This is a genomic window from Labrys sp. WJW (assembly GCF_001676615.1).
Lineage (GTDB): Bacteria > Pseudomonadota > Alphaproteobacteria > Rhizobiales > Labraceae > Labrys > Labrys sedimenti.
Window position 1 is genome coordinate 23,938 of the sequence record NZ_LYXZ01000017.1, and the last position, 15,053, is coordinate 38,990.

Here is a 15,053-nt window from a genome sequence, read left to right on the forward strand (position 1 = left end):
ATGGCTGACAAGACCCGCAAGGGCTTCTTCTCCGGACGCACCGGGGTGATCGCCGTTCCCTATCTGTGGCTGACGATCTTCTTCGCCCTGCCCTTCCTGATGGTGCTGAAAATCTCGCTCAGCCAGACGGCGCTCGGCCAGCCGCCCTATCTGCCGGTTTTCGACTTCGACGGGACCTGGCAGAGCATTCAGGGCTTCGTCTCCGAGCTGAACTTCGACAATTACTGGACGATGTTCAACATCTGGGGCGAGGACGGTGACACGCTTTATCTCAAGGCGTATCTGTCCAGCGTGGTGATCGCCTTCATCTCCACTATCCTCCTGCTGATCGTCGGCTATCCGGTCGCCTATGGCATGGCACGCGCACCCAAGAGCCTGCGCCCCATCCTGCTGATGCTGGTGATCCTGCCGTTCTGGACCTCGTTCCTGATCCGCGTCTATGCCTGGGTCGGCATTCTCAAGCCCGAGGGCCTGCTCAACCTGGCGCTGATCAAGCTCGGCATCATCTCCGAGCCCCTGCAGATCATCAACACCAATTGGGCGATCTTCATCGGTATCGTCTATTCCTACCTGCCCTTCATGATCCTGCCGCTCTATTCGACCCTGGAGAAGATGGATCACACTTTGCTGGAAGCCTCGGCGGATCTGGGTTGCAAGCCGATCAAGGCCTTCTGGCTGGTGACGTTCCCGCTCTCCCTGCCCGGCGTGATCGCCGGCTGCATGCTCTGCTTCATCCCGGCGGTGGGCGAATTCGTCATCCCCGACCTACTCGGCGGCTCGTCCACGCTGATGATCGGCAAGCAGATGTGGGACCTGTTCTTCTCCAACCGCGACTGGCCGGCGGCCTCCGCCGTCGCCGTGATCCTGTTGATCATCCTGGTCGTGCCGATCACCTATTATCAGCATAGCCAAGCCAAGGCGCTGGAGACCGACCGATGAAACAAGGTTCTTCCTGGTTCAACATGACGTCGGTCGCCCTCGGCCTTGCCTTCCTCTATTTGCCGATCGTCGTCCTGGTGGTCTATTCCTTCAATGACTCCAAGCTGGTGACGGTTTGGGGCGGCTGGTCGACACGCTGGTACACCGAACTCTTCCGCGACGAAGCCTTCATGAATGCGGCGAAGATCACGGTGATCGTCGCAACCGTCTCCGCCACCATCGCCACCATCCTCGGCACGCTTGCCGCCGTGGTGCTGATCCGCATGGGCCGGTTCCCCGGCCGCATGACCTTTTCCGCCATGGTCTATGCGCCGCTGGTGATGCCTGAGATCATCATCGGCCTGTCGCTGTTGCTATTCTTCATTTCGCTCGGCATGGACCGCGGCTTCTGGACCATCACCATCGCCCATGTCACGCTCACCATGTGCTTCGTCACGGTGGTGGTGCAGTCGCGCCTGGTCAGCTTCGATCGCTCGATCGAGGAGGCGGCACTGGATCTGGGCTGCCGCCCCTTCAAGGCCTTCTTCCTGATCACCCTGCCGATCATCGCACCGGCGGTGATCTCGGGCTGGATGCTGGCTTTCACCCTGTCGCTCGACGATCTGGTCCTGGCCAGCTTCACCTCGGGGCCGGGCTGGAACACGTTGCCGATGCGTATTTATTCCTCCGTACGCCTGGGCGTGACGCCGATGATCAACGCCGCCTGCACCCTGATGCTGGCCGTGGTCGCCCTCGGCGTGGTGGCCGCCGCCATCTATACCAGCCGGGCCGAAAGGGAGCGCGAGCGCGCGGAACGGCTGGCCGCCGCTGGCTGACCTGCCCCGACCAATTGTCTGAAAGCTTCAGGCCCTCGCCCCGTCCACGGGGCGGGGGTCTTCTCATTTGCGCCTTCCTGGCATGTGCGCCGTGCCCGGCACGCCCCTCGGGGCACCTGTCAATTAAAAGATTCAAATCAAACATTTTCTAACACAATCGCTCTTGCGATGTTATATTTTGTTGAATAGCATGCTGTTCAGTCGACGGAATCGGCAGGCCTTTCCGTAGGCGCATTTGAGTCCAACCCAAAAAAATAGGGACCATATCCGCCTCTTTTTTAGTGATTATTGTCATTCTTATCAGAATTGTCGTAATCATGCGGAAGGATGACGAGTTGGTCCGCCATGGGGAAACTGAACACTGGCGATGGAAACCGTTATTGATCATGTTTGATTCTGTTCTTTTCCACATTTCGACGCTCGCCTCTCTGCCAGCGCGCTAGGAAGCACCATGGCGTCCATCGAACTCGACCACGTTTCCAAGCTCTACGCCAATGGCGCCTATGGCGTGCGCGACGTTGACCTGACCATCCCGGACGGCGAATTCGTCATTTTTCTCGGCCCTTCAGGCTGCGGGAAATCGACCACGCTGCGCATGATTGCCGGGCTCGAAGGCATTTCCTCCGGCGAGCTGCGTATCGGCGGCAAGAGCATGACCCGCGTCGCCCCGCGCGACCGCAACATCGCCGTGGTGTTCCAGAGCTACGCCCTCTATCCGCATATGAGCGTGCGCCAGAACATGGCGTTCGGCCTGAAGATGCGCGGCGTCGACGCCGCCACCATCGATGCCAAGATCGCCGATGCCGCACAGTTGCTCGGCCTGCAGAACCTGCTCGGCCGCAAGCCGGCGGCGCTGTCGGGCGGCCAGCGCCAGCGCGTCGCCTTGGGACGGGCCATCGTGCGCGAGCCCGCCGCCTTCCTGCTCGACGAGCCGCTCTCCAACCTCGATGCCCAGCTTCGGGCCGAGATGAGACTCGAACTCATCAAGCTCCATCGCCGCCTCGGCCGCACCATCGTGCATGTCACCCATGACCAGGTCGAGGCGATGACGATGGGCGATCGCATCTGCATCATGCGCGAGGGCCGGCTGGTCCAGGCCGGGCGGCCGCTCGAAGTCTATGCCAATCCGGCCAACACCTTCGTTGCCCGCTTCCTGGCGACGCCGCCGATGAACCTGATCCCGGCCAGGCTCGAAGCCGCGCCCGCCGAAGGCCTCGCGGTGGTGACGGATGCCGGTGCAAGGCTGAGCGTGCCGGCCCGCCATAACCACGTCTATGGCGGCCAGGCCGGGCGCCGGGTGATCCTCGGCATCCGGGCCGAGGACTTCTACGAAACCCCGCAGCATCCCGACTGGCAGAAAATCGCGATCCGCGTCGTCGCCATCGAGGCCCTCGGCGCCGAGAACATCCTGATAGGCCAGATCGCGGGCGCAGGCGGCACCGGCGACAAGCCGCTGGAGATTGCTGCGAGGCTCGGGCGGAACTTCACGGCGCCGATCGGCTCGACCGTCGAGCTCTATGTCGACGCGCTGCCGATGCACCTGTTCGATCCCGAAACCGAGCAGGTGATCGCCAGACCGGCGCTGACGGGAGGAGCCTGACGACGATGCGCAGCGACAGCGAGACCATCCCCTTCCGCCGGCGCTTCGGCCTGCATTTCGGCCTCGTCCTCGTCTGCGCCCTCATCCTGCTGCCGCCGCTCTGGGTGCTCCGGACCAGCTTCCTGCCCGAGCAGCTTTCCTACAGCAGCGAGCTGATGCCGGCCTTCACCACCGAGAACTACGCGGCGCTGATCTCCAGCCGCTTCGGCGGCTCCTATCTCAACAGCCTGGTCGTTGCCCTCGGTTCGGTGCTGGTCGCCCTGCCCTTCGCGGCCACCACCGGCTATGCCTTCGCCCGCTTCCGTACCGGCGGGCGCTGGGCGCGTTTCATCGTGCTGGCCACCCAGATGCTGCCGCCGGTGGCGCTGGTGCTGCCGACCTTCACGCTGTTCCGCAGCCTGGAACTCTCCAACTCGCTGACCGGGCTGATCATCGTCTATGCCGCCCTCAACCTGCCCTTCCTGACCTGGATCCTGATGGGTTTCTTCGAAGGCGTGCCGATCGATCTCGAATGGGCCGCCATGACCGACGGCGCCACAGCCTGGGGCGCGTTCTGGCGCATCGTGCTACCGGTGTCGCTGCCCGGCATCGCCGCCGCCGGCGTGCTCGGCTTCATCCTGGCCTGGAACGAATTCCTGTTCGCCCTGGTGCTGAGCGGCCCGACCACGGCAACCATACCGGTGGCGCTCGCCGCGCTGCAGACCTCCAACGGTGTGCAGATCGCCAAGGTCTCGGCCGGCGTCATCCTCGCCATCCTGCCTTTGGTGGTCGCCTCGCGCTTCATCCAGCGCTTCATCGTCCAGGGACTGACCTTCGGCAGCGTCAAATAGGCTGGCAATACGCAGAGCGGCGACAAAGCCGCGCATTATGAGAGAGGGATAGAGCCATGATCTGGAACGAGAACCGCTTGAAAAGAACCCTGCTGGCGGCTGCCGGCACGGCGATGCTGCTGGGGGCGTCGCTGTCGTCGGCCGCCGCCGAGACGGTCACCCTGCGCGCTTTGATGGAGGACGTGCCGGAGACCAAGATCATCGAAGCACTGCTGCCGGAATTCGAGCAGAAGACCGGCATTAAGGTCGAGTTCGAGAAGATCGGCTATCCCGACATGCACGACAAGCTGGTCGCCCAGCTCACGGGGCCGCAAAGCTATTACAATCTGCTCGAAGTCGACTTCCTCTGGGCCGGCGAGTTCCCGGCGGCGAACTGGCTGTTGGATCTCAAGCCTCTGGCCGAGAAGAGCAAATACGACCTCGGAGCCTTCATCCCCTCCACCATCGAGCTGCTCGGCGGCAGCCAGGACAAGCTCAACCTAGTGCCGATGTACAATTATTCGATGGGTCTGCTCTATCGGAAGGACCTTCTCGCCGACGAGAAGCTGAAGGCTGCCTATAAGAGTGCCACCGGCAAGGAACTCGCTCTGCCCACCTCGCTGGAGGATTATGTCGCGATCTCCAAATTCATGAAGGCCAACGCCAAGGTCGCCGGCGCGGCGATGCAGGGCCAGCGCGGCGATCCCAACAGCATGGAATTCTCCAACTACCTGTTCTCGGCGGGCGGTGCCTATCGCGACGCCTCCGGCAAGGCCTCTCTGAACACGCCGGAGGCCAAGAAGGCGCTCGACCTCTATGTCGACAACATCCAGAACGGCGCCCAGCAGGGCGCGACCTCGGCCACGCTCGACGACACCATGCGGCTGATGTGCTCGGGCGCGGCCTTCTCCATGGTGACCTATTGGTGGATGCTGCCGCAAATGGACGATGCCGCCAAATGCCCGACTGTCGCCGGCAAGGTCGGCCTTGCGGTGATGCCCGGCGGCCATGGCGAGAGTGGCGGCTGGGGCTGGGGTATTCCCAAGAACACCACGCCGGAGGAGCAGGAAGCGGCCTGGACCTTCATCCAGTGGGTGCAGAGCAAGGAGATCTCGGTGAAGCGCGCCTTGCAGGGCCACGCACCCGTGCGCTCCGACGTCTACAAGGATGCCGAGGTGCTGAAGAAGTACCCCTTCTACGCAACGGCCGAATCCGTGGTGGCGAGCGGCAAGTCCTTCCCGATCTTCACCTATTCGGCCCAGTACGAAGACGTGCTCGGCACGCAGCTCTCGCTCGCTGCCGGCGGCCAGGCGACCTCCGAGGCGGCGCTGAAGGCAGCCTCGGACGGCTTGCAGCAACTGCTCGACAAGTGAATTTGCCCCGGCGCGGTCTTCGGGCCGCGCCGGTTCTGCCCTAGAAACCAGCGGTGCAACAGATGAGCGTGATGGGATTGGCAGGACGCAGCCGGGAATGGCGGATCGGATGGGCTTTCGCCCTGCCGGGCCTCGTGCTGCTCGCCATCGTGATGGGCTTTCCGCTGGTCTATGCCTGCATCCTGTCGATCTCGTCGATGACGCTGATCAAGCCCAGCCTGATGCCGCTGGTGGGTTTCAAGAACTTCGCATCGATGCTGGCCGACCCGCTGTTCTGGAACGCCCTCTGGCTTACGGTACGCTATTCGGCCATCACCGTGATCGGCGAGTTCGTTATTGGCCTCGGCATCGCCCTGATGCTCAACCGCACCGTGCACATGAAGCCGGTCTACTTCGCCATCCTCACCATCCCGATGGCAATGTCGCCGATTTCGGTCGCCCTGATCTGGCGCATGCTGCTGCAGCCCAATCTCGGCATCGCCAACCATCTGATGGAGAGCTTCGGCCTGCCCCGGCTCGACTGGCTGGGCACGCCGGGCATGGCGTTGTGGACGATGGCGGCCATCGACATCTGGCAGCAGATGTCCTTCGTTGTGCTGATCCTGGCCGCTGGCCTCGCCGCCCTGCCGCGCGACCCCTACGAGGCTGCCGAGGTCGACGGCGCGCGGGCATGGCAGCAATTCTTCTATATCACCCTGCCTATGCTGCGGCCGGTGGCGGCCATCACCATCATCATCCAGCTGATCAACGAATTCCGCACCTATGACCTGCCCTATGTGCTCACAAAAGGCGGCCCCGGCAATGCCACGGAGGTGCTGAGCTTCTTCGCCTATCGCCGGGCCTTTCTCGGCCTGTCGCTCAATGAGGGAGCGGCGGCAGCCTTCGTGCTCCTGGTGATCGTGCTCGCTCTCACGGTGATCTTCTTTGCCGTGCTGGAACGCTCGCAGGCCGGTGAAAGCGGACGCTAAACCGCCCTACTGCGCCGCCGAGGCCGGCGGAGCCTTGCCGGTGTCCTGCGTGACGTCACGGCCCGGCTGGATGAAGCTGCGCAGCAGCGGCGCGGCGGCACCCGATTGACGGATCAAGGCCTCGGTGTCGGGCTCGATCACCGGGACCTCCCAGCCCCCATAAACGCGGAAGGGCAGCCGGAAGGGGTTGGCGACATCGGAGTCATTCCAATTGGCCACCCCGGCCATGTCGAGGCTGCGCAGGGCGATATTGGCATCCCCGGTCAGCGAAACCGAAAGGGATCCGTTCTCCATGCGGCAGTCGGCGGTCTTGGCCATGCCGTCCGTGATCTTGAAGCCGGCCTTGGCGAGGTCGAAGGTGGTGCGGCCGCCATAGGAAGATTCGAAACGCGCCGCGAGCGGCCGCCGTTTGATCTTCTGCATCAGGCTGGCGAGATCGATGCCGACCAGGGAGCCGCCGGCAACGCTGATATCGGCTCTCCCCTGCAGCGAGCGCGACAGATCAGCGATAGAAGCACCGGTGCCGCTTACGGTTATCGTCCCCGTGCCGGTTCCTTCCAGTCGCCGGAAGCCGAAGAGATCGCCGAGTGCGCTGCCCATGTCGACGCCTTCGAAGCTGGCGGCGGCGGCGAGTTCGGTCATCTTGTCGGAAGGCTTGAGCGCGATATTGCCCTTGAGCGTGCCGCCATAGGCGACGGCCTCGCTGAGGGCGAGTTCGAGCTGACCGTTGCGGGTGGAAACGGTTGCCGCGGCACGGCCGAGACGGACCTTGTCGATGGTAGTTTCGCCAGCCGAGATGCGCAGATCGAGGTCGCTGACCAGCAGGCTGTTGATGCTGATATGATCGGCACGCCATTTACGTGGCCGGCCATCGGCAAGCTGGAGTTCATTGGAATAGGCGCTGAGGTCGAGCGCATCGGCGGCAAGCGTGCCACTGACCTTGGGACGCTCCTTGCCGAATTCGACAGTGAGCGAGCCTTCGGCCTCGTTGCCGTCGAGCGAGAGCTGCACCTCGTTGAGGGAAATGGCACTGTGATCGAGCGTAAGAGGCGACTGCAGGTCATAGGCGGCAAGGCTGCGCCCGGCCGGCAGGCCAAATCCGAACCAGCGCAGCGTGTCGCGCAGCGAAGTGCCGCTGGCCGAGACCTTGCCGTCCAGCCGCCCCGCCCCATCCAGCGTGCCGCTGGCGGCGAGGTTGAGCGTATCGCCCTTGATGCGCGCCCGCATGTCCGACTTGCCGCCTGCGATCAAGCTGGCGGGATCGGCGAGTGCGACGGCAATCTCGGCCTCGCGGTTGCGCCAATTGATCACGCCGGCCGCCGACATCGCGTCGCTGCGACCGGCCCAGGCAAACGTGACGTCGTCGACCGAAACGGAGGTGGCCCGGCCGAGCGCGCTGTCGTCATAACGGATGGTGCCATCGATGAGCCGGATGGTCTTGACCGGCATCGGCTTGTCGAAGCGCCCGGCTGCGGCCTCGGCCAGCACGCCCTCCTTGAAGTCCCACGAGCGAATACCATTCTTGCCGGCGGTGAGGCCGATGCTGGCGCGCTTGAGCATCAGGCCCGAGATCTCGATGCGCCCGATCACCAGAGACGCCAGGCGCAGCGTGCCCTGCATCTTGTCGGCCACCAGCAGCGGCGGCAGGCCTTCGGCGGCGGGAATGGTCACCTTCTCGATCATCAGCGTCGGCAGCGGCGCCCAGGCCAGATGCACCTGCCCCTCGATGACAGGCGTGCGGCCGGTCAGAACGACGATCTCACGGGTGAAGGTATCGCGCAGCACGCTTTCCGGCGTCAGCCATGGCACGGTAAGCACCAGTGCGATGAGCGCAGCGGCGATAGCGGCCAGGGATAGCCCAATACGCTTCATGCCGTTTCCGCGCCTCGCTCGATCAAAAGGTGGTTGGTGACCTCTGCCATGCGCCCGGGCGACGGAGCTGAATCACAAACTCGATCCATTATAAATGGCAGTCCATCATGGTAAAAGCGAGGCTTGGTTGTGGCAAAGCCGCCATGCGGGAAAAGCGGCGGTCGCCAGCCATGACGGGTACGATACAATCGCGTGCCTCCAGTCCCCCTACCATGGGCCGTCATGGTTAAGAAAGCCGGAAGAGGCCGGCGCCCAACCTTCCGTGAAATCTCTCGGCTGTTATCCTGCGGGCCCCCCGATCAGATAGACCATATGAAACGGCTCCTGTCCCGGCTCCCCCAGCGATACTCGTTCGCGCCGCCAGGGCAGCCCCGAGGCAATCAGATTGGCCTCGAAGGCTTCCGATTGGGTGGCCGACCACAGGCCGGCAACGCCACCTGGCGCGAGAGCGCCGGCGATGCGGGCAATTCCCTCGCCCGAATAGAGCCAGTGGTTCGGCGCGTGCACGACATAATCGGGGCCATTGTCGGTATCGAGCAGGATGGCGTCGAAGCCGCCGGGCTCGGCGGCGATGATCTCGGCAACGCTGCCGGTGCGGACCTCGACGCACGGGTCGGCAAGCGGGTGGCCGGCGAGCGGGGCGAGCACGCCCCGGTTCCAGGCGACGATCTCGGGCAGGAGTTCGCTGACGAGAATGCGTGCCTGCGGACCGGCGGCATCGAGCGTCGCCCTCAGCGTATAGCCCAAGCCGAGGCCGCCGATCAGGATGCGCGGCGCTGCTGTATCAAGATGGCGGCAGACGGTCTCGGCCAGTACGATCTCCGAGCGGGGATCCTGGTTCGACATCAGTTCCCAGCCGTTGAAGCGGATGTCGAAGAGATCGCCGCGCCGGCGCAAGGCGATCTGGTCGCCATTCGCCGTCACCAGGCTGTCGAGTTCCGTCCAGATCTCCATCACCCCCGCTCCCTCACGCACGAGACGGTCTTATAGCAGAGCGCCGGCAAAGGCTTCGGCCTTTCCAAGGGGCTGCAATCGTCCGGATGACCGGCCGCTTTCGAACCGAAGCGCAGATCCCGGTTGAGACGCGTTGGTGCATTACCCTCTTCCTTAGAGCGCGAAATCGTCATACTGCAGTTGCGAAGAGCGATGCGGCAATGCCGGAAACTCTGCAAAGGGAAGCGCCGAAGCAAAGGGAAACAGCCCAGGACATGGCCAAGGAAACCACTGCCCAAGCCACTGCCAAGGAAACCGCCGGCAAGACCGCCAAGGACCGCAAGAACCCCACGTCCGGCGAGGCGCCGGCGGAGGCCACCAAGGGGTCTGCCGAGCCGGCCGATGACAAGCCCTTGTGGGTCCCCTCGCCCGCGCGTGTCGCTGGGACGCAGGTTGCAGCCTTCATCGCGGCTGCGAACGCCCGGCACGGCCTTTCCCTCAAGACCTATCGCGACCTGCACCGCTGGTCGGTCGAAAGCGCTGCCGATTTCTGGAACCTGATCTGGGATGACAGCGGCATCAAGGGCGAGAAAGGCGAGCGTCTCGCCAGCGATCTCGACGACATGCTCGAGGCCCGCTTCTTTCCGGACGCCAGGCTGAACTTCGCGGAGAACCTGCTGCCGCGCAGCGACGACGAACCCGCCCTGATCTTCCAGGGTGAGGACAAGGCCAGCCTCACCTTGAGCTGGCGCGAGCTCACCGACCTCGTCTCCCGGCTGCAGCAGGCGATGCGGGCCGAGGGCGTGCAGGTGGGCGACCGCGTTGCCGCCATGATGCCTAACCGGCCCGAGACGGTGGCGATCATGCTGGCAGCAGCCTCGATCGGCGCGATCTTCTCCTCTTGCTCGCCCGATTTCGGCGAGCGCGGCGTACTCGACCGCTTCGGCCAGATCGCGCCCAAGCTTTTCTTCGCCATCGACGGCTACTGGTATGCCGGCAAGCGCATCGACAACGGTCCCAAGGTGATCGCCATCGCCGCCGAGCTCGGCTGCAAGACGGTGGTCGTACCCTATCTCGGCGAGGCCGAGGCGGTGGCGGCCAAGATCCCGGAAGGCACGACGCTGGCCATTCTCACCGCGCCCTACCGGGCCAAGCCGGTGGCATTCGAGGCTCTCCCCTTCAACCAGCCCTTGTTCATCCTCTATTCCTCCGGCACCACCGGCGTTCCCAAATGCATCGTGCATGGCGCCGGCGGCACGCTCTTGCAGCTGGTCAAGGAACACCGCCTGCAATGCGATCTCAGACCGGGCGAGCGCAGCTTCTACTTCACCACCTGCGGCTGGATGATGTGGAACTGGCTGGTCGCAGGCCTCGCCAATGGCGAGACGCTGCTGCTGTTCGACGGCTCGCCCTTCCATCCTGAAGCCGGCGTGCTGTTCGATTTCGTCACCCGCGAAAAGGGCGTGATGTTCGGCACCTCGGCCAAATATATCGATGCCGCCCACAAGGCCGGGCTGACGCCGCGCGAGACCCATGATCTCAGCACGCTCAGGCTGATGACCTCGACCGGCTCGCCTTTGTCGCCGGAAGGCTTCCGCTGGGTCTATGAAGACGTGAAGGCCGATCTCCACCTTGCCTCCATCTCCGGCGGCACCGATATCGTTTCCTGCTTCGTGCTGGGCGATCCCACTTCGCCCGTCTGGTCGGGCGAGATCCAGGCAGCGGGCCTCGGCATGGCGGTCGACGTCTGGAACGACGAGGGCCAGAGCGTGCGCGAGGAGAAGGGTGAGCTGGTGTGCACCCGGCCCTTCCCCTCCATGCCGGTAAAGTTCTGGAACGATGAAGGCGGCCACAAATACCGGGCCGCCTATTTCGAGCGCTTCGACAATGTCTGGCACCATGGCGACTTCGCCGAATGGACCCGCCATGGCGGGCTGGTCATCCATGGCCGCTCCGACGCCACACTCAATCCAGGCGGGGTGCGCATCGGAACCGCCGAGCTCTACGCCCAGGTCGAGAAGATCCCGGATGTGCTGGAATCGCTCGCCATCGGCCAGGACTGGCAGGGCGACGTGCGCATCGTGCTGTTCGTACGCCTGCGCGAGGGCGTGGCGCTGGACGACACCCTCGTCGATCGCATCAAGCGCCAGATCCGCACCGGCGCCTCGCCGCGCCACGTGCCGGCCAAGATCATCGCCGTCGCCGACATCCCGCGTACCAAGTCCGGCAAGATCACCGAGCTTGCCGTGCGCGACATCGTCGCCGGCCGCAGCGTCAAGAACCAGGAGGCCCTGGCCAACCCCGAGGCGCTGGCCCTCTACAAGGACCTGCCGGCGCTGCGGGATTGACAAACAGGCCTGCCGCTTTCCGGACCGATCGCATCGGCAGGTCCAAAATCGCGACAATGTTGTTTCTTGCCGGGCCCAGCCCGGCAATGACAAGATGATCATCGCGCCGGCTTCCACCGGGCGCGCTTCCATAAGACCCATCAGGAACCAGCGACGGTGCACGTTTCGCGCATAGGCAGGGACATCACGAAGGCCGCCATCACGGCCCTCGCCGTCTATGCGCTGCTCGTCAACACCCTGCTGATGGGCGTGCTGATGGCGCCGCAATTGCGGGCCGACACGCTCGACCGCAACCTCGCCGCGCTCGAAATCGTCTGTGCTGGCAACGGCATGGGCATCACCGATGCAGGATCGGGCCCGCCCGCAGATCATCGTGGCCATGAGGCCGAGTGCTGCATCCTCTGCCCCGGCTTCGGCGGGCCTGCCGCGCCTTCCGGTATCGACCTGCCGCGGCGCCTGGCCGTCGCGGTAGCTCTCGCCAACCGGACGGCGGATACCCGCATTCCTCCTTCCCTCCATCGCGCAGCCGCCCAGCCGCGCGGTCCGCCGGTGGCATGACCTGAGAACAACCTCTCTTTTGTTTTCGGCCTAACGCTGCACGCGCATCCCTGCGCGGGCGTAGGGCAATTCAGGACACAGCCATGACCATCTCCCACGGCGCGGAAACCCTTGCGGTCGCTCCGCCCGCGCGCCTGTCGCTGCAGCGCGCGATCTGGCGCTGGCATTTCTATGCCGGCCTCCTCTGCGTCCCGTTCATGATCCTGCTGGCCGTCACCGGCTCGCTCTATCTGTTCAAGGACGAGATCAACCACACGCTCTTTGCCCATCGAACCGTCGTCGCCAATCCCGGCACGCCGGCCTTGTCGCCGGAAGAGCTGGTGGACAGGGCCCTCGACGGCCGGCCCGAGGCCGCCGCAACCGCCTATGCCGAACCTGCCGACGCCACATCTTCGGCCAAGGTCACCTACAAGGACGACAGCGGCAAACATTACGTCTACCTCGACCCCTATAGCGGCGCCGTGCTGGATACGCTGCGCGCCGACCGCGAACCGATGTGGCTGATCAAGAAGATCCACAGCCTGGAACTGTTCGGCACCTTCACCAACCGGCTGATTGAGGCCATCGGCGGCTTTGCCCTCATATTGGTGGCGACGGGGATCTATCTGTGGTGGCCCCGCGGCCAGAGCGGCGGCGTGGTGACTGTCCGCGGCACGCCGGCACGCCGGGTGTGGTGGCGCGACCTTCATGCCGTCACCGGCGCCTTCGCCGGGCTGGTGATCTTCTTCCTGGCCGCGAGCGGCCTGCCCTGGGCCGGCTTCTGGGGCAAGCAGCTCAACGGGTTCGCGACGCAGGCGGGCCTTGGCTACCCGACCCAGCTCTGGGACGAGACGCCGAGTTCCACCGTCCCGCTGCAGGACGTCGTCAGCAAGGCGGGCTGGACGGTGGAGAATTCGCCGGTGCCCCAATCGGCCCAGCCCTATACCCATGCGATCGGGCTCGACCGCGCCGTCGCCGTCGCGCGCGACCTCGGCATTGCGCCCGGCTTCGAGATGGCCTTGCCGACCGAAGAAAACGGCGTCTACACCGCGGCGATCTTCCCGGACGAATTGTCCAAGGAGCGCACCATTCATATCGACCAATATTCGGGCAAGCCGATCATCGATCTCAAATTCGAGGATTTCGGCGGTATCGCCAAGGCGATCGAGTTCGGCATCAACGTGCATCAGGGCCAGCAATGGGGCCTTGCCAACCAGCTCGTCATGCTGGCGACCTGCCTTGCCATCATCCTCGCCAGCGTTTCCGGCGTGATGATGTGGTGGAAGCGCCGCCCCACCGGCAGGCTCGGCGTGCCACCCTATCCCAGCGATCCCGGCATCTATCGAGGCCTGTGGATCGTCGCCATCGCCGTTGGCCTCGCCTTCCCGATCACCGGCCTTGCCATCGTCGCGATGGTGGCGCTGGATCTTCTCGTCATCCGCTCCGTGCCGCCTCTGCGCCGCGCTTTTGCCTGACCGGCGAGCGCCCCGGGTTCGAGGCGGCTCCCCGCCCCGGCCGACCAACGCCACTTCCTTTCCTTCCGCCGTTCCGGGCGGAGCAATCCATGAAGGTTCCAATCATGTCCGTCACCCGCAAGGTCTCGTCCCTCACATTCGCCCTGGCCCTCGGCCTCGGAGCGACCGGCGCGGCCCTCGCCCATGCCCATCTGAAATCCTCGGCCCCGGCCGGCGACAGCGCAGTCGCGTCGCCTGCAAACCTGGAGCTGCATTTCAGCGAAGGCGTCGATCTCAAATTCTCGGGCGTCAGCCTGACAGGCCCCGACCAGAAGGCTATCGTGACCGGCGATGCCGCCCATGCCGGCAATGACGAGGCCAGCCTCTCCGTACCGGTCGCCGCCAAGCTCGCGCCGGGCAAATACACGGTGCAGTGGCACGTCCTCTCCAAGGACGGCCACAAGGTCAAGGGCAGCTATTCCTTCGACGTGAAGCCCTGATGGATCTCGAAACCGCCCTCCAGGCCTGTCGCTTCCTGCATTATGCCGCCGCGATGGTCCTGTTCGGCGCCAGCGCCTTTCTCGCCGTGCTGGCGCCGAAGGAGCTGGCCGGCCGGCTCGAGGTGCGGTTGAGATTTTTGCTGACGGCGGCGGCAGGCCTCGCCGCCGCGACCACGCTGGCCTGGCTCATGCTGAAGACCGGCGAGATCGGCGATGGCTGGGCCGATACGCTCGATCCGTCCCTGCTGGCCTCGGTGCTGGCCGACAGCAGCTTCGGCCGGGCCTGGCAATGGCGGCTGGCCTTCGCGGTGTGCCTGCCGGCAGCGTTCCTTCTCGGCGAACGTCGCCTGCCGGCTATCGCCTGCTGTTCAGGCCTGCTGCTCGCCAGCCTGGCCCTGACCGGCCATGCCGCCATGCTCAGCGGCTGGCCCGGCTTTCTGCAGAGGGGCAATCACATGCTTCACCTGCTGGCCGCCGGCGCGTGGCTCGGCGCCCTCATCCCGCTTCTGCCCTGCCTGGCCATGCTCGGAGAGGCGCCTCCCTCTGCCAGCGCCGGCCGGGCATTGCGCCGCTTCTCGACCGCCGGCCACGTCGCCGTCTCGCTCGTGGTCGTCACCGGCATCGCCAACACGGCCTTCGTGCTCGGGCATCCGCCGGCTGATTGGTCTTCGCCCTATCAGGCGCTGCTCGCAGCCAAGATCGGACTGGTCGCTGCGATGATCGCCACCGCGTCGGCCAACCGCTATTGGCTCGTGCCCCGGATCCGCCTCGCCCGCACCCAGACCCTGCGGCTGCTGGCCAGCCTGACCTGCCTGGAACTCCTGCTCGGTATGGGCGTGCTGGGGCTCGTCAGCCTGTTCGGCATTATCGAGCCGGCTTGACAGAGCGCCCGCGCCGCGCTTTGC

The 15,053-nt window shown here is 64.8% G+C and carries 13 protein-coding genes; 11 read left to right on the forward strand and 2 right to left on the reverse strand.

The window, feature by feature from the left end:
* The 6 genes from BA190_RS11525 to BA190_RS11550 all read left to right on the forward strand — a co-directional run bounded on the left by BA190_RS11525 (position 1) and on the right by BA190_RS11550 (position 6,504).
* Positions 1-939: an ABC transporter permease subunit gene (locus BA190_RS11525; RefSeq protein ID WP_068286554.1), complete on the forward strand. Its 939-nt coding sequence runs from the start codon at positions 1-3 to the stop codon at positions 937-939.
* The gene (locus tag BA190_RS11530) at positions 936-1,754 is read left to right on the forward strand and encodes an ABC transporter permease (protein ID WP_068286557.1); all 819 of its coding nucleotides are present in this window, start codon (positions 936-938) and stop codon (positions 1,752-1,754) included. Before BA190_RS11525 ends, BA190_RS11530 begins: the two co-directional genes overlap by 4 nt.
* 451 nt (positions 1,755-2,205) lie before the next feature.
* On the forward strand, positions 2,206-3,354 hold the full coding sequence (locus BA190_RS11535) for an ABC transporter ATP-binding protein (RefSeq protein WP_068286559.1): 1,149 nt from the start codon (positions 2,206-2,208) through the stop codon (positions 3,352-3,354).
* Positions 3,355-3,359: 5 nt separating this feature from the next.
* Positions 3,360-4,184: a carbohydrate ABC transporter permease gene (locus BA190_RS11540; RefSeq protein WP_068286562.1), complete on the forward strand. Its 825-nt coding sequence runs from the start codon at positions 3,360-3,362 to the stop codon at positions 4,182-4,184.
* A 56-nt stretch (positions 4,185-4,240) separates the two neighbouring features.
* Positions 4,241-5,536, forward strand: a complete 1,296-nt coding sequence (locus BA190_RS11545; RefSeq protein ID WP_068286565.1) for an extracellular solute-binding protein — start codon at positions 4,241-4,243, stop codon at positions 5,534-5,536.
* Between the two features lie 62 nt (positions 5,537-5,598).
* Positions 5,599-6,504 carry a carbohydrate ABC transporter permease gene (locus tag BA190_RS11550; protein WP_068286568.1) on the forward strand — a complete coding sequence of 302 codons (906 nt, stop codon included), beginning with the start codon at positions 5,599-5,601 and terminating at the stop codon, positions 6,502-6,504.
* A 6-nt stretch (positions 6,505-6,510) separates the two neighbouring features.
* Here the strand turns inward: BA190_RS11550 and BA190_RS11555 are convergent, their stop codons facing one another.
* Both BA190_RS11555 and BA190_RS11560 read right to left on the reverse strand, forming a co-directional pair.
* Complete coding sequence (locus BA190_RS11555; protein ID WP_068286572.1) at positions 6,511-8,376, reverse strand: AsmA family protein; 1,866 nt, start codon at positions 8,374-8,376, stop codon at positions 6,511-6,513.
* A 279-nt stretch (positions 8,377-8,655) separates the two neighbouring features.
* On the reverse strand, positions 8,656-9,330 hold the full coding sequence (locus tag BA190_RS11560; protein WP_068286577.1) for a hypothetical protein: 675 nt from the start codon (positions 9,328-9,330) through the stop codon (positions 8,656-8,658).
* A 254-nt stretch (positions 9,331-9,584) separates the two neighbouring features.
* Between BA190_RS11560 and BA190_RS11565 the strand changes: the two genes are divergently transcribed.
* The 5 genes from BA190_RS11565 to copD all read left to right on the forward strand — a co-directional run bounded on the left by BA190_RS11565 (position 9,585) and on the right by copD (position 15,029).
* Positions 9,585-11,657, forward strand: coding sequence for an acetoacetate--CoA ligase (locus BA190_RS11565; RefSeq protein WP_082979664.1), 2,073 nt, complete (start codon positions 9,585-9,587; stop codon positions 11,655-11,657).
* A 156-nt stretch (positions 11,658-11,813) separates the two neighbouring features.
* Complete coding sequence (locus BA190_RS11570) at positions 11,814-12,215, forward strand: DUF2946 family protein (protein WP_068286580.1); 402 nt, start codon at positions 11,814-11,816, stop codon at positions 12,213-12,215.
* Between the two features lie 83 nt (positions 12,216-12,298).
* The gene (locus BA190_RS11575; RefSeq protein WP_068286588.1) at positions 12,299-13,669 is read left to right on the forward strand and encodes a PepSY domain-containing protein; all 1,371 of its coding nucleotides are present in this window, start codon (positions 12,299-12,301) and stop codon (positions 13,667-13,669) included.
* A gap of 89 nt (positions 13,670-13,758) precedes the next feature.
* Complete coding sequence (gene copC, locus BA190_RS11580) at positions 13,759-14,148, forward strand: copper homeostasis periplasmic binding protein CopC (RefSeq protein ID WP_245314681.1); 390 nt, start codon at positions 13,759-13,761, stop codon at positions 14,146-14,148.
* The gene (gene copD, locus BA190_RS11585) at positions 14,148-15,029 is read left to right on the forward strand and encodes a copper homeostasis membrane protein CopD (protein ID WP_068286592.1); all 882 of its coding nucleotides are present in this window, start codon (positions 14,148-14,150) and stop codon (positions 15,027-15,029) included. Before copC ends, copD begins: the two co-directional genes overlap by 1 nt.
* Positions 15,030-15,053 lie beyond the last annotated feature (24 nt).